Genomic DNA, 19835 nt, shown 5'->3' with positions numbered 1-19835 from the left:
CTAGGAAATCAGTTTTTCAAGATCATCGGCAGTTAGACGATTGAGGTCCTCCAAGGATTTAGCCAAAACATCGTGCAGTGGCTCGAGGGCAGGCTGCAGGGCCTGCAAAGCCACGCAGAAGTCTGCCAGGTCGCGGGCCAGGAACAGCGTCTTGACCGGCACTTCATGGCCCAGCGCGTCGCGCAGGCGCAGCACGACCTGGGTGGCCAGCAACGAATGGCCGCCAAGCTCGAAGAAGTTGTCGCTCAAGCCTACTTGCTCCAGCTCCAGCACCTGAGCCCAGATGCCTGCCACCTGCTGTTCAAGTTCAGTGACTGGCGCCACATACGCCTGTTGCAGCAGGCTGGCGTCCGCCGCCGGCAAGGCACGGCGGTCGAGCTTGCCGTTGGCGGTCAGCGGCATGCGCTCGAGCAGCAGCAGGTGCGCCGGCACCATGTACTCCGGCAGGTCCTCGCGCAGCGCGGCCTTGACCGCCTCGCGCCAGACCGCCTGGTCGGCCACCGCTTGCCCGGCCACCAGGTAGCCGACCAGCTGGGTGCCGCTCGGCCCCTCCTGGGCCAGCACCACGGCCTCACGCACCTGGGGCAGCGCCTGCAGCCGCGCCTGGATCTCGCCCAGCTCGATGCGGAAGCCACGGATCTTCACCTGATGGTCCATCCGCCCGACGTACTCGATCACCCCATCGGCGCGCCAGCGGGCCAGGTCGCCACTGCGGTACAGCCGCGCCCCGCTGTCGCCGAACGGGTCGGGAATGAAGCGCGTGGCGCTGAGCCCGGCGCGCTTGAGGTAGCCACGCGCCAGGCCCTGGCGGCCGACGTACAGCTCGCCGACACAGCCGGCAGCCACCGGGTTGAGGTCGCTGTCGAGCACGTACAGGCTCTGGTCCGGGATCGGCACGCCAATCGGGCTCGACGCGCCCTGCGCCAGGTCAGCCAGCGACAATGGACGGTAGGTCACGTGCACCGTGGTTTCGGTGATGCCGTACATGTTGACCAGTTGCGGCGCACGATCGCCGAAGCGCTCGAACCACGGGCGCAGGCTGCCGACCTCCAGCGCCTCGCCGCCAAATACCACGTAGCGCAGCTGCTGGTCGCTGCGCTGGCCTTCGGCGCAGGCCTCCTGCATCAGCTGGCGGAACGCCGACGGCGTCTGGTTGAGCACGGTCACCCGCTGCTCGCACAGCAGTTGGTAGAAGGCCTCCGGCGAACGGCTGACATCCTGCGGCACGATCACCAGGCGGCCACCATGCAGCAAGGCGCCGAACAGCTCCCATACCGAGAAGTCGAAGGCGTAGGAGTGGAACAGCGTCCAGCAGTCCTGCGGGCCGAAGCCGAACCAGCCGTTTGTGGCCTCGAACAGGCGCAGCACGTTGCGGTGCGGCAGCAAGGTGCCCTTCGGCTTGCCGGTGGAGCCGGAGGTATAGATGACATAGGCCAGGTTATCCAGGCCCACCGCGACGTTCGGGTTGACCTCGGCCAAGCCTGCGTAGTCGGTGTAGTCGGCGGCCAGGTCCAGCACTTGCACGTTCGGCGCCAGGCTCAGCCCGAGGTCGCCCTGGCCGAGCAGCAACTGCAGGCCGCTGTCCTCGATCATGTAGTGCAGGCGCTCCAGCGGGTAGGCCGGGTCCAGCGGCACGTAGGCGCCACCGGCCTTGAGGATGGCCAGCAGGCCGACCACCATCTCCAGCGAGCGCGGTGCGGCCAGGCCCACCAGCACGTCCGGGCCGACGCCTCGGGCGATCAGCGCATGGGCGACCTGGTTGGCCCGGCGGTTCAGCTCGGCATAGCTCAACTGTTCGCCTTCGCAGACCAGCGCCGGCGCTTGCGGCGCGCGGGCCGCCTGGGCTTCGATCAGGCGATGCAGCGGCTGGCTCGGCATGAAGGTGGCCGGGGCACTATTCCAGGCCTGTACCGCAACCTGGCGTTGCTGGTCATCGAGCAATTGCAAGGCTTCGACAGGCACCTGCGCGCCGTGTTCGAGCATCTGCAGCAGCAAGTGACGCAGTTGCTGGCCGATCTGCTCGATGATCGCCGCGCTGAACGCCTGCCGGTCATAGCTGCAGCGCAGCGACAGGTTGTTTTCCAGGCCGACCACCAGGGTCAGCGGATAGTTGCTCTGCTCCTGTGTGCGCACCGGGCCAAAGCGCAGCCCCGAGGGCGAACCACGCTCCAGGGCCTCGGCCACCGGGTAGTTTTCGAACACCAGCAGACTGTCGAACAGCGCGTCACCGCCCTGCCCGGCCCAGCGCTGGATGTCGAACAGTGGCGTGTGCTCGTGTTCGCGGATGCGCAGGTTGAGCGCCTGCAAATCGTCCAGCCAGTCGCCAAGCGCCTGCCCGGCGGTGCATGGCACGATCACCGGCAAGGTGTTGATGAACAGGCCGATCTGCTGCTCGATACCGGCCAGCTCGGCCGGTCGACCGGCCATGGTGGCGCCGAACGACACGCAGTCCTGGCCGACACGACGCTGCAGCAACAAGGCCCAGGCACCCTGCACCAAGGTGTTGACGGTGACCTTGCGCTCACGGGCGAAGCGGCCCAGGCGTGCGGTGGTCTGCGCATCGATCGACAGGCTGTGCTCGGCGTAGCCTTCGACACCGACATGCTGACAGGTGCTGGCCAGGCGGGTGGGCGCTTGCAGTGCAGCCAGTTGCCCGCGCCAGAAAGCTTCGCTCTGTGCTCGGTCCTGGCGCTGCAACCAGCCAATGTAGTCGCCAAAGCGGCCCGCCGCCTGCGTGGGCCGCTCGCCACAGTAGCGTTGCAGCACTTCACCCAGCAGTTGCGCATTGCTCCAGCCGTCCATGAGGATGTGATGGCTGGTGTAGACCAGTGCATGGCGGTCATCTTCCAGGCGCACCAGCACCAGGCGCAGCAATGGCGCCTGCAGTACATCGAAGCCGCGCCCACGTTCTTCGGCGGCCAGTGTCGGGAGCGCATGCGCCAGGTCATCACGGCCGCGCCAGTCCAGCTCGCTGAACGGCACACGGGCCTCGCGCAGCACTACCTGCACCGGTTGGGCCTGGTCGGCGGACCAGACGAAGACACAACGCAGACTGTCATGAGCCTGGAGCACTGCGTTCCAGGCCGCCTCGAAGCGTGCCACATCCAGGCCTGCGACCTCGACCTGCATCTGGTTGATGTAGTCGCCGTCGCTCTCGCCGAACGTGGAATGGAACAGCATGCCCTGCTGCATCGGCGACAGTGGGTAGATGTCTTCGATTTCGGCCACCGCCACCGGCAGTGCGTCGAGTTGCGCCTGGCTCAGGCCCGCCAGCGGGAAGTCCGACGGCGTCAGCCCTTGCGGTGCCTGGCAGTGCTCGACCAGCGCCGCCAGCTCCGCCTCGTAGGCCCGCGCCAGCCGCTCGATGGTCGCGCGGGCGAACATCTGCCCGCTGAAGCTGAACGCCAGGCTCAGCTCGCCGCCATACACCTGGCCATTGAGCACCAGCCAGTTGCCCAGCGGCGCCAGCGGGCTCTGCTCCTCACCTGCGCTTTCGGCGGCCGGCACGAACAGCGCCCGCTCATCGAACTGGCCATCGAGCTGGCCCAGGTAGTTGAAAGTGATGCGCGGCACCGGCAGCTCGGCCAGGCACGTGCGCGCAGCCTCGTCGCCCAGGTAGCGCAAAACACCGAAACCGATGCCTTTGTGCGGCACGCCGCGCAGCTGTTCCTTGACCTGCTTGATCGAGGCACCAAGCTCGGCGGCCGGGGTCAGCCGCACCGGGTAGGCGCTGGTGAACCAGCCCACCGTACGGCTCAGGTCGATGTCGTCGAACAGGTCTTCGCGGCCATGCCCTTCCAGCTCCACCAGCGCCGAATCGGCGCCGCTCCAGCGGCACACCACCCGGGCCAAGGCAGTCAGCAGCAAGTCGTTGACCTGGGTGCGGTAGGCCGCCGGGGCCTGTTGCAGCAAGCGCCGGGTCAGCTCGGCACCCAGGCGTGCCTGCACGCTCTGGCGGTGACGGTTCTGCACGCTGGCGCCCGGCTCGGCCTCGGGCAGGCCCTGCGGCGCACCGGCCAGTTGCCCTTGCCAGTAGGCCAGCTCGTTGTCCAGGCTTGCGGCATGCTGCTGCAGGCGTTCGCCCCAGGCCTTGAAGGCGCTGGTCTTGGCCGGCAGTTTCGGCGTGCTGCCCGCCAGGGCCTGGCGGTAGGCATCGTGCAGGTCTTCCAGCAGCACGCGCCAGGACACGCCATCGACCACCAAGTGGTGGATCACCAGCAGCAGGCGCTGGCCACCGTCGGCCACCTCGATCAGCACCGCACGCAACAGCGGGCCCTGGGCCAGGTCCAGACTACGCTGGGCCTCTTCGCAGGTCGCCTCGATTTCCTCGGCGCTGCGCAGTGAGGCACGCCACAGCAACGGCTGGGCCGGTTGCAGCGGACCGTGCTCGGCGCTGCCGTCGGCAAAGCGCAGGCGCAGGGCGTCGTGCTGGGCGTACAGTGCCAGCAGCGCCTGCTCCAATGCGGCGGCATCCACCGTTTCGGTGCCGCGCAACAACAGCGACTGGTTCCAGTGCTGCGGCTCGCTCATGCGCTGGGCGAAGAACCACTGCTGGAACGGCAGCAACGGCATGCTCCCAACCTGCGGCCCCTGCTCGGCCTTCGCCGCGCCCTCGCCTTCGCGCAGCACCGCTGCCAGGCCGCGCACGGTCTGGTGCTGGAACAGCTCCTTGGGCGTGAAGTGCAGGCCCTGCTGGCGCGCACGTCCGACGACCTGAATCGAGACAATGGAATCGCCTCCAAGCTCGAAGAAGTTGTCGTTCACCCCGACCCGTTCAAGGCGCAACACATCAGCCCAGACTGCGGCCAGGCGGTGCTCACGCGCATTGGCCGGGGCCTCGTAGACCTTTTGCACAAGGGAAGCATCCACGGCAGGCAAGGCCTTGCGGTCGAGCTTGCCGTTGGGCGACAGCGGCAGGCTGTCCAGTGCCAGCCACTGGTTCGGCACCATGTAGTCCGGCAGGCCGCAGCGCAGGTGCTCGGCCAGTTGTGCCTGCCAATCGGCGGCCTCACCGGCCAGCACCACATAACCGACCAGCTGCTTGCCGTCCGGCACCGTCACCACGGCTTCACGCACCAGGTCGTGCTCCAGCAGACGCGCCTCGATCTCACCCAGCTCGATGCGCAGGCCACGCAGCTTGACCTGGTGGTCGATACGCCCGGCGTACTCGATCACCCCATCCGCGCGGTAGCGCGCCAGGTCACCGGTGCGGTACATGCGCTCGCCATTGCCGTATGGGCTCACGGCGAAACGCTCGGCAGTCAGCCCCGGGCGGCGGTGGTAACCGCGCGCCAGGCCTGCGCCGGCCAGGTACAGCTCGCCCAGCACCCCCACCGGCACCGGTTGCAGCTCGGCATCGAGGATGTAGCAGGCCAGGTTGGCGATCGGCTCGCCGATCGGCACGCTGTCCCGCCCTTCCTCGCGGCAGGTCCAGTGGGTCACGTCGATGGCCGCCTCGGTCGGGCCGTACAGGTTGTACAGGCCCGCCTTCGGCAGCTTGGCGAACACCTGCTGCTGGGCATCGGCCGGCAGCGCTTCGCCACTGCAGACGATGCGCGCAAGGCTCGTGCAGCGCGGCACGCCGCTGTCTTGCAGGAACGCCTGGAGCATCGACGGCACGAAGTGCAGCGTGGTGATGTTTTCGCTGGTGATCAGCTCGACCAGGCGGGCCGGGTCGCGATGATCACCCGGCGCGGCAACCACCAGCCGCGCACCGGTCATCAAGGGCCAGAAGAACTCCCATACCGACACGTCGAAGCTGAACGGCGTTTTCTGCAACACGCTGTCACGGGCATCCAGCCGGTAGGCCTGTTGCATCCAGCACAGTCGGTTGACCAGGGCCGAATGGCGGTTGCCCGCGCCTTTCGGCCGGCCTGTGGAGCCGGAGGTGTAGATCACATACGCCAGGTTTTCAGGGGCCACCGCCACGTTCGGGTTGCGCACGTCATCGGCGCCCGGCTCCAGGTCCAGCGCCAGGGTCTGCACGCCTTCGGCCAGCGGCAGTTGCAGGTGGCTCTGGGTCAGCAGCAGCTGCACGCCGCTGTCCTCGAGCATGTAGCGCAGGCGGTCTTCGGGGTATTCCGGGTCCAGCGGCACGTAGGCGCCACCGGCCTTGAGGATGGCCAGCAGGCCGACCACCATCTCCACCGAGCGCTCCACCGCGATGCCCACCAGCCCATCCGCGCCGACCCCCAGGGCGATCAGGCGATGGGCCAGGCGGTTGGCGCGGGCGTTGAGCTGGGCGTAGCTCAGGCGCACCTCGCCGAAGGCCAGCGCCGGGGCATCCGGGGTGCGCTGCACCTGGGCTTCGATCAGTTGCTGGATGCTCTGCTGCAGCGGGTACTGTTCAGCGGTGGCGTTCCACGTGACCAGGGTGCGCTCGCGCTCGGCGGCCGCCAGCAATGGCAGTTCGGCCACCGGTTGGTGCGGTTGCTCGACAATGGCTTGCAGCAGGTTCAGCCAATGCTCACCCAGGCGCACGATGGTGGCGTGGTCGAACAGGTCAGTGGCGTAGATCAGCGAAGCGCTCAGCCCTTCAGCGGTCTCGCAGGTGTCCAGGCTCAGGTCGAACTGGGTGGTGTCGTTGTCCCAGGCCATGGCCTGGACCGCCAAGCCTGGTACGGCGCGTACCGGCGCAAGCGCGGCGGCCTGGTGGTTGAACATCACCTGGAACAACGGGCTGTGGCTGAGGCTGCGGGTGGGCGCCAGCGCATCCACCAGTTGCTCGAATGGCAGGTCCTGGTGCGCCTGGGCGCCCAACGCAGCCTGCCGCACCTGTTGCAGCAGCACGCCGAACGGCTGGCGTGGATCGATATCGGCCCGCAGTACCAGGGTGTTGACGAAGAAGCCGATCAGCCCCTCGGTCTCGACCCGGTTGCGGTTGGCCACCGGCACGCCGACGCGGATGTCGCGCTGCCCACTGTAGCGATGCAGCAAGGCCTGGAACGACGCCAGCAGCACCATGAACAGGGTCGCGCCCTGGCGGCGGGCCAATGCCTCGAGGCCGTCCTTCAACGCAGACGGCACGGCCAGGTCGAGCTGGGCCCCGCGATAGCTCTGCTCGGCAGGACGCGGGCGGTCCAGCGGCAAGGCGAGCACATCCTGCTCGCTGCCCAGTTGCCCGACCCAGTAGGCCAGTTGCCGCTCACGCTCACCAGCCTCCATCCACTCACGCTGCCAACGGGCGTAGTCGGCATATTGCAGCGCCAGGGCAGGCAGTGGGGCGGCATCGCCTTCGCGGTGGCGGGTATAGCCATCGATCAGCTCGCCAACCATCAGCTGCATGGATGCGGCATCCGAGACGATATGGTGCTGAGTCAGCACCAGCACCTGGTCGTCGGCCGCCAGCTCCAGCAGACGGGCTCGCAGCAGCGGGCCGCGCGCCAGGTCGAACGGCTGGCGGATTTCCTCGGCGACACGCGCCCCAAGGGTGGCCTCGTCCGCCAGTCGTTCATGGGCGATGACCCGCGCAGCCGAGCGCTCGATCACCTGGACGATGCCCTGGTCGCTTTCGACGAAGCGGGTACGCAGGGTCTCATGACGCTCGACCAGCGCATCGAAGCTGTGTTGCAGCGCCGCGCGATCGAGGCTGCCGTTCAGGCGCAGGACCATGGGGATGTGGTAGGCGCTGCTGTGTGGCTCCAGCTGCCAGAGGAACCATTGGCGTTGCTGGGCATAGGACACCGGCAGCGCCGCATCGCGCGGCGTCGGCCGGATGGCCGGGGCCCGCGCCGCCAACGACGGTGCTGGCAGGCTGGCGACGAAGCTCTGCAGGCTGGCATGCTCGAACAGCACCTTGAGCGGTGCGTCTATGCCTAGCGCGCGCAGGCGCGAGAACACCTGGGTAGCCAACAGCGAATGCCCGCCCAGTTCGAAGAAGTTGTCCGTCAGGCCGACCCGCTCAAGCCCGAGCACCTGCGCCCAGATCGCCGCGACCTGTTGTTCCAGTTCACTCTGCGGCGCCACGTAGGCACGCTGCGATTGCGCAGCATCCACGGCAGGCAAGGCCTTGCGGTCGAGCTTGCCGTTGGGCGACAGCGGCAGGCTGTCCAGTGCCAGCCACTGGTTCGGCACCATGTAGTCCGGCAGGCCACGGCGCAGGTGCTCGGCCATTTGTGCCTGCCAATCGGCGGCCTCGCCGGCCAGCACCACATAACCGACCAGCTGCTTGCCGTCCGGCACCGTCACCACGGCTTCACGCACCAGGTCGTGCTCCAGCAGACGCGCCTCGATCTCACCCAGCTCGATGCGCAGGCCACGCAGCTTGACCTGGTGGTCGATACGCCCGGCGTACTCGATCACCCCGTCCGCGCGGTAGCGCGCCAGGTCACCGGTGCGGTACATGCGCTCGCCATTGCCGTATGGGCTCACGGCGAAACGCTCGGCAGTCAGCCCCGGGCGGCGGTGGTAACCGCGCGCCAGGCCTGCGCCGGCCAGGTACAGCTCGCCCAGCACCCCCACCGGCACCGGTTGCAGCTCGGCATCGAGGATGTAGCAGGCCAGGTTGGCGATCGGCTCGCCGATCGGCACGCTGTCCCGCCCTTCCTCGCGGCAGGTCCAGTGGGTCACGTCGATGGCCGCCTCGGTCGGGCCGTACAGGTTGTACAGGCCCGCCTTCGGCAGCTTGGCGAACACCTGCTGCTGGGCATCGGCCGGCAGCGCTTCGCCACTGCAGACGATGCGCGCAAGGCTCGTGCAGCGCGGCACGCCGCTGTCTTGCAGGAACGCCTGGAGCATCGACGGCACGAAGTGCAGCGTGGTGATGTTTTCGCTGGTGATCAGCTCGACCAGGCGGGCCGGGTCGCGATGATCACCCGGCGCGGCAACCACCAGCCGCGCACCGGTCATCAAGGGCCAGAAGAACTCCCATACCGACACGTCGAAGCTGAACGGCGTTTTCTGCAACACGCTGTCACGGGCATCCAGCCGGTAGGCCTGTTGCATCCAGCACAGTCGGTTGACCAGGGCCGAATGGCGGTTGCCCGCGCCTTTCGGCCGGCCTGTGGAGCCGGAGGTGTAGATCACATACGCCAGGTTTTCAGGGGCCACCGCCACGTTCGGGTTGCGCACGTCATCGGCGCCCGGCTCCAGGTCCAGCGCCAGGGTCTGCACGCCTTCGGCCAGCGGCAGTTGCAGGTGGCTCTGGGTCAGCAGCAGCTGCACGCCGCTGTCCTCGAGCATGTAGCGCAGGCGGTCTTCGGGGTATTCCGGGTCCAGCGGCACGTAGGCGCCACCGGCCTTGAGGATGGCCAGCAGGCCGACCACCATCTCCACCGAGCGCTCCACCGCGATGCCCACCAGCCCATCCGCGCCGACCCCCAGGGCGATCAGGCGATGGGCCAGGCGGTTGGCGCGGGCGTTGAGCTGGGCGTAGCTCAGGCGCACCTCGCCGAAGGCCAGCGCCGGGGCATCCGGGGTGCGCTGCACCTGGGCCTCGATCAGTTGCTGGATGCTCTGCTGCAGCGGGTACTGTTCAGCGGTGGCGTTCCACGTGACCAGGGTGCGCTCGCGCTCGGCGGCCGCCAGCAACGGCAGTTCGGCCACCGGTTGGTGCGGTTGCTCGACGATGCCTTGCAACAGGTTGATGAAGTGGGTCGACAGCCGCTCGATGGTCGAGCGCTCGAACAGGTCGGTGTCGTATGCCAGGGAAACCATCAGCCCCTGCGCGGTCTCGCTGGTATCCAGCACCAGGTCGAACTGCGCCGTGGCACTGTCCCAATGCAGCGGCTCGACACGCAGTTCACCCCAGTTCCGCTCGGCGCGCGCAGCGTGCTGGTGGTTGAACAGCACCTGGAACACGGGGCTGTGGCTAAGGTTGCGTTCCGGTGCCAGGGCATCGACCAGTTGCTCGAACGGCAGGTCCTGGTGGGCCTGGGCCTGCAGCGCCGCCTGCCGGGTCTGGCGCAACAGGACGTCAAAGCCCTGCCCGCCATCGACTTCGGCACGCAGCACCTGGGTATTGACGAAGAAACCGATCAGCCGCTCGGTTTCAGCCCGGGTGCGGTTGGCCACCGGTACGCCGACGCGGATGTCGGCCTGGCCGCTGTAGCGGTGCAGCAAGGCCTGGAACGCTGCCAGCAGCAACATGAACAAGGAAGCATCCTGAGTCTTGGCCAGCTGTTGCAGGCCGTGGCTCAGTTCAGCCTCGAGCGGGAAGTCCAGGCGCGCACCACGCAAGCGCCGTTGGGCCGGGCGTGGCCGGTCGAACGGCAGCTCGAGCACGACCTGCTCGCCGCCCAGTTGCGCCAGCCAGTAATCGAGCTGGCGGGCACGCTCGCCACCGTCCAGCCACTGACGCTGCCAGGCCGCGTAGTCGGCGTACTGCACAGGCAACGGTGCACAGTGCTCGCCGTGGTAGCCGTGCAGCAGCTCTTCGACCAGCACCTCCAGGGAGGCGCCGTCGGAAACGATATGGTGCTGGACGATGACCAGCACATGATCCTGCTCGCCCATGGCCAGCAACTTGACCCGCAGCAACGGCCCTCGTACCAGGTCGAACGGCGCCCGCACCTGGGCATCGACCCAGGCCGCCAGCGCCGCATCGTCCAGCTCGCCTGGGTGCTCGATCACGATAGGCAGCGCCAGGTGCGGATGAATATGCTGCCGCAGCTCCCCCGTGGCGTCATCGAAGGTGGTGCGCAATGGCTCGTGGCGGGCGATGACCTGGTCGAATGCCGACTGCAACGCCGGCAACTCGAGCGGCCCCCGCACACGCAACGCCGCCGGAACGTTGTAGGCGGCGCTCTGTGGGTCCAGCCGCCAGAGGAACCACTGGCGCTCCTGGGCATAGGACACGGCCATCGCAGGCGTGCGCGGCAATACCGCAATCGCCGCGGCCGCCCCCTGGCCCAGTTCGGCGCAACGGTCGGCGAAGGCCCCCAGGGTCGGCTGCTCGAACAGCTGCCGCAGGGGCACTTCGAGCCCGAGCCCTTGGCGAATGCGCGCGATGACCTCGGTCGCCAGCAACGAGTGGCCACCGAGGCTGAAGAAACTGTCGGCAAGGCCGACGCGCTCGACCTGCAGGGCTTGCGCCCAGATCGTCGCCAGTTGTGCTTGCAACGGCGTGCGCGGCGCTTCGTAGACCTGCTGGGCGGCACTGAAGTCCGGCGCCGGCAAAGCCGCGCGGTTCAGCTTGCCGTTGTTGTTCAACGGCAGCCGTTCCAGCACCAGCAGGTGGGCGGGGATCATGTAGTCAGGCAGCGCCTGGCCCAAGGCAGCCCGTACGCCCTGTAGCCAGTCAGCCGACGGCGTGGCCTGAGCAGCGACCAGGTAGGCCACCAGTTGCGGCCCGGTCGGCCCGGCGAGGGCTAGCACCGCCGCCTCGCGCACCGACGCCAACCCTTGCAGGCAGGCCTCGATCTCGCCCATCTCGATGCGCATGCCGCGAATCTTCACCTGATGATCGATACGCCCTACGTATTCCAGGACCCCAGCCTGGGTATAGCGCGCCAGGTCGCCGCTGCGGTACAGGCGTGCGCCAGGCTGTTCGGCGAAGGGATCCGGCAGGAAACGCTCGGCGGTCAACGCCGGGCGGTCGAAGTATTGCTGCGCCAGGCAGCTCGGCGCACCGATGCACAGCTCGCCGACGCCGTCGCTGGGCAACAGCTGGCCGGCACAATCCAGCACATACAGCGAGCGGCCTGCGATGGCGTGGCCGATGGGCACGCCATACGCGTCCTGCGCATCTTCGAGGCGGCAGTCATGCACGCTGGAGACTACTGTCGCCTCGGTCGGGCCATAGGTGTTGACCAGGCTGAGCCCGCCCAGCCCCGCCGCATGCCACAGGCGCAGCCCTTCCACCGACATGGCCTCGCCGCCCACGTGCACCTGACGCAGCTTGCCCAGGCCCTGGCCCGGCCGCGCCGCGCAAGTCTTGGCCAGCATGTGCCAGTAGGCGGCCGGCAGGTCGGCCAGGGTCACGCCCTGCTCGACAATCAACCGCGCCAACTGATCGGCGTCCCACAGTTCCTCGCCACGCATGATCAACGCGGCGCCGACGCACAGCGGCGGATAGCATTGCTCGACGAAGCCGTCGAAACTGAAAGTGGCGAACTGCAGCACCCGGTCGTCGCGCTCAAGGCGGGAGTAGCCGGTGGCGCTGTAGCTGAACTCGCGCAGGGCCGCATGGCTGATCGCCACCCCCTTCGGGCGGCCGGTGGAACCGGAGGTGTAGATGACATAGGCGAGCTGCTCGGCGGCGACCTGCACATCCGGGTCGTGGTCGCCACAGTGCGCGGCCTGCTCGCCCAACACCCCCAGTTCCAGGCGACGCAGCCCCGCCGGCAGCGCCAACTCGACCAGCAGGCCGTCGTCGCACAACAACAGGTCCAAGCGGCTGTCCTCGATCATGTAGGCCAGCCGTTCATGTGGATACTGCGGGTCCAGCGGCACATAGGTCGCGCCGCTCTTGAGCACGGCAAGCAGGCTGACGATCAGCTGCGGGCCACGGCGCAAGGCCAGGCCGACACGCTGGCCGGGGCGTACGCCCTTGGCGATCAGTGCATGCGCCAGGCGATTGGCCTGGCCATCGAGCTGACCATAGCTCACGCGCAGCTCGCCACATTGCAAGGCCAAGGCCTGGGGCTGGCGCGCGGCCTGTGCCGCAATACGCTGGTGAACCAGTTCCTGGCTCGGCAACGCCAGTGCGCGGCCTTGGCTGAAGCCAAGCACCTCGGCCTGCCCTTTATCGTCAAGCAGGCCCAGCGCGCCTAACGGCGCGGCCGGGGTGGCGACCATCTGCGCCAGCACCTGGCGGAGCCCGGCGCACAGCTGAGCCACCTGCTCTGCCGCGAACAGCGCAGGGTCGTAGCCGAACGCCAGGCTGACCCCATCGCCGAGCTCGATGCCGATGGTCAGCGGGTAGTGGGTGCGCTCGTGATTGCTCACCGCGCCGAAACGCAGGCCGGCAGGCGCGCCCTGGCGCAGCGCCTCGGCCACCGGGAAGTTCTCGAACACCAGCAGGCTGTCGAACAGCGCCGCGCCCTGCTGGCCAGCCCACCCTTGAATGGCATACAGCGGCACATGCTCGAATTCACGCAGGCTCAGGTTGAAGTCCTGCACGTCGGCCAGGTAACCGGCCACCTGACGATCGGGCGCGACATCGATCAGCACCGGCAAGGTATTGATGAACAACCCGAGCTGGCCGTCGATGCCCGGCAGTGGCGCCGAACGCCCGGACACCGTGGCGCCGAAGGCCACGCAGGCTTGCCCGGTCAGGCGCTGTAGCACCAGGCCCCAGGCCGCCTGGAACAGCGTGTTCAAGGTCACCTTGTGGTGACGGGCAAAACGCTCCAGCTCGGCGGCCTGCGCGGCGTCGAGGCGGGCCAGGTACTCACCCTCGCCTTGCGCGTCGGCGGGGCGACGCAGGGCCTGGGCGAGCAGCGTCGGCGCCTGCAAGGCGCCGAGACGGGCTTTCCAGAAACGCTCGCCGGCACTGGCGTCCTGGCGTTGCAGCCACGCCAGGTAATCATGGAAACGGCCGGCCGGCGCCGACATGCGCTCGCCGGCGTAGTGCTGGACCACCTCGGCCAGTAGCTGGGCATTGCTCCAGCCATCCAGGAGGATGTGGTGGCAGGTGAAGACCAGGTGCCAGTCGTCGGCCCCGGTACGCACCAGCAGCAGCCTGAACAAGGGTGCGCGGGCCAAGTCGAAACCCGCCTCGTGCTCGGCCCGGGCCAGTGCATCGAGGTCTGCCGCAGGTTCATCGACGATGCGCAGTGGCAGTGGCAACTGTCGCTGGACGATCTGGTGGGCACTGTCCAGGCCCTGCCAGTGGATGCTGCTGCGCAGGATATCGTGACGCGCCAGCGCCGCCTGCCAGGCCTCGCCGAAGCGTTCCAGGTCCAGGCCGCCGATATCCAGGCGCAACTGGTTGATGTAAGCGCCGCCCTGGGTTTCATACAGCGAGTGGAAGAACATGCCCTGCTGCATGGGCGACAGTGGGTAGAGGTCTTCGATGTTGTGGCCGGGCACCGGCAATGCATCCAGTTGCGCCTGAGTGATGCGCGCCAGCGGGAAGTCCGACGGCGACGGTTGCCCGGCGGGCACGCCCAGGCAGTGCTCGATGAGCGCCTCCAGTTCCTGGTCGTAGGCCGTGGCCAATGCCTGGACTGTGTCGGTGTCGAACATCGCCAGGCTGAAGCCCCATTGCAGCGACAGCTCGCCGTTGTACACCTGCCCTTCCAGGGTCAGCCAGTTGGCCAGCGGCGCGTCCGGGTCCTGGCCGTCGCCGCCGCGCTCGGTGGCCGGCGCCAGCAAGGCCTGGGCATCGAACTGGCTGTCGAACTGGCCCAGATAGTTGAAGGTGATGCGCGGCGGGTCAAGCGTCGCCAGGGCCTCGCGCACCGAGGCGTCACCCAGGTAACGTAGCACGCCGTAACCCATGCCTTTATCCGGTACCGCGCGCAGCTGTTCCTTGATGGCCTTGATCGAGTCGCCATGACCGGCGCGCGAGGCCAGGCGCAGCGGATAGAGGCTGGTGAACCAGCCGACGGTGCGGGTCAGGTCGATGCCGTCGAACAGCTCTTCGCGGCCATGCCCCTCCAGCTGCACCAACGCCGCCTGGCTGCCGCTCCATTGGCAGATGACACGTGCCAGGGCCGTCAGCAGCAGGTCGTTGACCTGGGTGCGATAGGCTGCGGGCGCGACCTGCAGCAACTGCCGGGTGCGCTCGCGGGACAGGCGCGACGCCAGTTTGGCCCCATGACGGTTGCTTACCGGCGCGTCCGGCCTGTCGCACGGCAGTGCGCCATCGCCGCGTTGCGCTTGCCAGTAGGGCAATTGCCCGACGAACGCCGGCACCTGCTCGTGCAGCTGCGCAGACCAGGCCTGGTAGCTGCTGGTGCGCGGCGCCAGCGACAGCGGCTGCCCGGCCAGGCGCTGGGCATAAGCCTGCTCCAGGTCCTCCAGGAGGATACGCCAGGACACGCCGTCGACCACCAGGTGGTGAATAACCAGCAACAGGCGCTGCTCGCCTTGCGGCAAGTCGACCAGCATGGCGCGCAATAGCGGCCCACTGCGCAGGTCGAGGCTGCGCTGGGCAGCGTCGCAGAGCGCCGTCAGCGCCTGGGCATCCGCAGCCTGGCGCTGCCACAGCTCGACCTGCGCGACCGGCGCGCCATAGTGCTGCCGCCAGCCTTCGGCGGCGGGCTCGAAGCGCAGCCGCAGGGCGTCATGGTGGTTGACCACATCGCCCAAGGCAGCGACCAGCGCCTGGGCCTGCAACGGTTGCCGGGCACCGAGCAGCAATGATTGGTTCCAGTGCTCGCGGACCGCAATGGCCTGTTCGAAGAACTGCCGCTGCACAGGGCTGAGCGCCACCTCGCCGGTGGCCGGCGCCTGCTCAACCGCCAACGATGGCTGGCGCCCGACCGCGCCGGCCAGGCCGCGCACGGTCTGGAACTGGAACAGGTCGCGCGGGCTGAACTGCAGGCCCTGACGACGAGCGCGGCCAACCACCTGGATGGCGATGATCGAATCGCCGCCCAGCTCGAAGAAGTTGTCTTCCAGGCCAACCTCGGCCACGCCCAGCACCTCGCTCCAGACTTGCGCCAGGGTACGCTGTACATCGGTTTGCGGCGCCACGTAAGCGCTGCGCGAAGCGGCATCCGGTTGCGGCAAGGCCTTGCGGTCAAGCTTGCCGTTGGGGGTCAGCGGAAACTGCTCCAGCGGCATCAGGTGGCTGGGCACCATGAATTCCGGCAGCGCCTGCAGCAGCCAGGCCTTGAGCCCTTGCTGCCAGCCGTCTGGCATTTCGTCGAGCACCAGGTAGGCCACCAGTTGCTTGCCGTCCAGCGCCAACACCACGGCCTCGCGCACCCAGGCATGCTGGGCCAGGCGCGCCTCGATCTCGCCCAGCTCGATGCGCAGGCCACGGATTTTCACTTGATGATCGAAACGCCCCAGGTACTCGATCACGCCATCCACACGCTGGCGAACCCGGTCGCCGGTACGGTACAGGCGCTGTCCGGCCACGAAGGGGTCGGCAACGAAGCGCTCGGCGGTCAACCCCGGACGCCGGTGGTAACCACGGGCCAGGCCAATGCCACCCAGGTAGAGTTCGCCGGCAACGCCCGGCGCCACCGGCTCGAGGCCAGCATCGAGCACATAGGTACGGATGTTGGCGATGGGCTGGCCGATGGGCACGCTGTCGCGGCCTTCGTCGATGCAGGTCCAGTGCGTGACGTCGATGGCCGCCTCGGTGGGGCCGTAGAGGTTGTACAGCGCCGCCGCCGGCAGCTTGCCGAACACCTGCAGCTGCGCGTCCACCGGCAATGCCTCGCCGCTGCAGAGGATGCGGCGCAGGCTGTCGCAGGTCTCGACACCAGACTCGTGGATGAAGGCCTGGAGCATCGAGGGTACGAAATGCAGCGTGCTGACCTGATGGCGACGAATGGTCTCGATCAGGCGTGCCGGGTCCCGGTGGTCACCGGGTGCGGCCACGGCCAGCCGGGCACCCGTCATCAGCGGCCAGAAGAACTCCCAGACCGACACGTCGAAGCTGAACGGGGTCTTCTGCAGCACCGTGTCACCGGCACACAGGCCATAGGCTTCCTGCATCCAGTGCAGGCGGTTGGCCAGGGCTTCATGGCTGTTGCCGGCGCCTTTCGGCCGGCCGGTGGAGCCGGAGGTATAGATGACATAGGCCAACTGCCGTGGGTCGGTGACCACCTGGGGCGGGCTGGCGGGCTGGTCGTCCAGCGTCAGTTGGTCCAGGGCGATGCACTGCACGTCAGCGGGCACCGGCAGGCTGCCCTGCAGCGCCTGATGGGTCAGCAGCAGGCGAATGCCGCTGTCCTCGATCATGTAGGCCAGGCGCTCCTCGGGATATTCCGGATCCAGCGGCACGTAGGCCGCGCCGGCCTTGAGGATCGCCAGCAGCCCGACGACCATTTCTACGCTGCGCAGCAGGCTGATACCTACGAGGCTGTCGGCTCCGGCGCCTTGCGCGCGGAGGAAGTGAGCCAGGCGGTTGGCGCGGGCATCGAGCTGCGCATAGCTGAGCGCGGTATCACCACAGACCAGCGCCGGGGCGTCTGGCGCACGGCGCACCTGATCCTCGAACAGCTGGTGCACGCCGCGTTCGAGCGGATAACCGCGAGCGGTGGCGTTCCAATCCTCCAGCACTGTGCGACGGCTGGCGTCATCGAGCATCGGCAACTGCCACAGCGGGCTGTGCGGCTGGCTGACCAGGGCTTGCAGCAGGGCCTGCCAGTGTGTCGCCATGCGTTCGATGGTGGCGGCCTCGAACAGGTCGCTGGCATAGGTGAAGGCGGCGTGCAGGGTGCCACCCTGCTCGTAGGTGTCCAGGCTCAGGTCGAACTGGGTGGTGCGGCTGCGCCATGCCAGGGGCGACAGTTGCAGCCCCGAGGCCAGGGTCACGGTGGCCAGGTCGGCGACCTGCGGCTGGTGGTTGTACATCACCTGGAACAGCGGCGCATGGCTCAGGCTGCGCTCGACCTTCAGCGCCTCGACCAGGCGTTCAAACGGCAGGTCCTGGTGCGCCTGGGCACCGTGTACGACCTGCTTGATGCCTTGCAGGTAGGCCAGCACCTCGAGGTGCGCGTCCGGCCGCACACGCAACACCTGGGTGTTGACGAACAACCCGATCAGCCCTTCGACTTCGGCGCGGTTGCGGTTGGCCACCGGGCTGCCGATACGCAGGTCGGCCTGGCCGGTATAGCGCTGCAGGAGCAAGCCGAACGCGCCAAGCATGACCATGAACGGCGTAAGGTTATGCTGCCGGGCGAAGCCGCGCAGCCGCTCGGCCAAGGCCGCATCGACCGCGAACGAGCGGCGCTCGCCACTGAAGCTCGGGGTCGCCGGCCGGGCATTATCCAAGGGCAGTTCGAGCACGGGCTGCTCATCGCCCAACTGCGCCTGCCAGTACGCCAGCTGCCGCGCCAGTTCGCCGGCTTCCAGCCAGCGGCGCTGCCACAGGGCATAGTCGACGTACTGGATCGGCAGATCCGGCAGTTGCGGCGCATGGCCAGCGGCGAAGGCGTCGTAGCAGCGGCTGAACTCGTCGATCAGCACGTTCATCGACCAACCGTCGGAAACAATATGATGCAGGGTCAACAGCAGTACATGTTCCTGCTCGGCCAGGCGCAACAGACGCAACCGCAGCAGCGGCCCTTGCGCCAGGTCGAATGGACGCAAGGACTCGGCCTCGGCTTGGGCACGCACCTGCGCTTCGCACTCGGCCTCATCCCACTGACGCAGGTCGACCCGCTCGATCAAGGCCTCGCCCACCGGGCGATGGACCTGGAGCAGACTGTCGTCAGGCTGGACCTCGAATACGGTGGTCAGGCTCTGGTGACGCGCCAGCAGGCTGGCGAACGCCTGCTCCAGCGCGGACTCATCCAGTTGCCCGGTCAGACGCACCGCGCCTGGCAGGTTGTAGGCGCCGCTCTGGGGGTCCATCTGCCAAAGTACCCACATGCGCTGCTGGGCATAGGACAACCCTTGGCGGTCCGGCGCCTGGACCCCGGCCGGAATGGGGAACTGGGAAAAGTCGATGCCCTCCCTGGCCAGGGTCTCGAGGAACACGCCGCGTTTGTCCTGCGGCAGTTCAATGAAACGGCGGGCCAGTAGCAGGGACTTTTCTGCATTCATCAGATTGCTTCCGTACGAGTGAGGTATCGGGCGGGGCCCGGCTATCCCTACGAAACGGATGCAACCTGAAAAAAATTAACGCCATAGCGCCCCCCACGGCAGCTGCAGACACACCCCGGGGCAACCCCGGGCGTGGCCGACCGGCCCACAGCGAGGCGTTAATTTGCCGTTGCGACGGCTCGTTTACCAAGAAAGCCGCCCTGCAAGAGGACCTTCGCATGCCTACCCCCTCCCGCATCACCCAGGCACTCCAGCAAGGCCTGCGCCGCCTGGCCGGCAGCCCCAGCCCGGCTGCCAGCGCCTACCGCCTGTTCGATCTGCAGCTCAAGCAACGCATCACCCTTTCCCCATCACTTGCACGCCTGGTGTTCACCGCTCCCGATGTGGCGCGGATGGCCACCATGGCCCCCGATCAACGGGTCAAGCTGTTCTTTCCCGCCCCAGATGGTTCGCTGCCTGTAGTTCCCGCCGATGCCCACTGGAAAACGGCGCACAGCGCCTTGCCGCCCGCGCAACGCCCACCCATGCGGACCTACACCATCCGCGCGCTGCGTCGGGAAGCACTGGAGGTCGATGTAGATTTCGTGCTGCATGGCGTCAACGGCCCTGCTTCGGCTTGGGCCACCCATGCCCAGGTAGGTGACCGCCTGCAGATGCTTGCGCCCAACCTGGACTATGCCGGCGACCCCGGCGGTTATGAATGGAAGCCACCCCAGGGCGTGCGCAACGTACTGCTGGTAGGTGACGAAACGGCACTGCCGGCGATTGCCGGCATTCTTGAGCAACTGGCAGGGACCCAGCCCGAGCTTGCGGTGCAGGCGTTCATCGAGGTGCCGTTGCAAGCTGACTGCCTGGATCTGCGCCATGGCGATGCCACCGAACTGCATTGGCTGCCGCGCGATCTGCTGGGCTGCGCGCATGGCCAGGCCATGCAGCATGCGGTGCGCGAACTGGCCAGCCTGCCTCAAGAGCAGGCCGCGTCGCGGGTAAAGCTGGAAGAGGTGGATATCGACACACGAATACTGTGGGAGCAGGCCAGTAGTGCCAGGAGCACATTCCATGCATGGGTCGCGGGGGAATCGGCGACAGTGATGGATATTCGCCGGTATCTGATCAAGGAGCGCGGGTTGCAACGCGCGTGCCTGACCCTGATGGGCTATTGGCGGGCCGGGCGGACCTTTGATTGACGTGAGATAGCCGGGGCACTTTGCGGCCCCGGCAAA

At 67.7% G+C, this 19835-nt stretch carries 2 protein-coding genes; one reads left to right on the top strand and one right to left on the bottom strand.

Annotated elements, in window-relative coordinates; all coding sequences use genetic code 11:
* Positions 1-18612 carry a non-ribosomal peptide synthase/polyketide synthase gene (locus tag K4A76_RS08615; RefSeq protein WP_274411945.1) on the bottom strand — a complete coding sequence of 6204 codons (18612 nt, stop codon included), beginning with the start codon at positions 18610-18612 and terminating at the stop codon, positions 1-3.
* A gap of 218 nt (positions 18613-18830) precedes the next feature.
* On the opposite strand from K4A76_RS08615, the gene K4A76_RS08610 reads away from it, so the two are divergent.
* Positions 18831-19799 (top strand): siderophore-interacting protein, encoded by a 969-nt coding sequence (locus K4A76_RS08610; RefSeq protein WP_274411944.1) that lies wholly within the window; start codon positions 18831-18833, stop codon positions 19797-19799.
* Positions 19800-19835: the final 36 nt, after the last annotated feature.

Source organism: Pseudomonas sp. NEEL19 (genome assembly GCF_028751975.1).
GTDB classification, from domain to species: Bacteria; Pseudomonadota; Gammaproteobacteria; order Pseudomonadales; family Pseudomonadaceae; genus Aquipseudomonas; species Aquipseudomonas juntendi.
The sequence above is the reverse complement of the archived record's forward strand: the minus strand, read 5'-3'. Positions and strand labels throughout refer to the sequence as shown.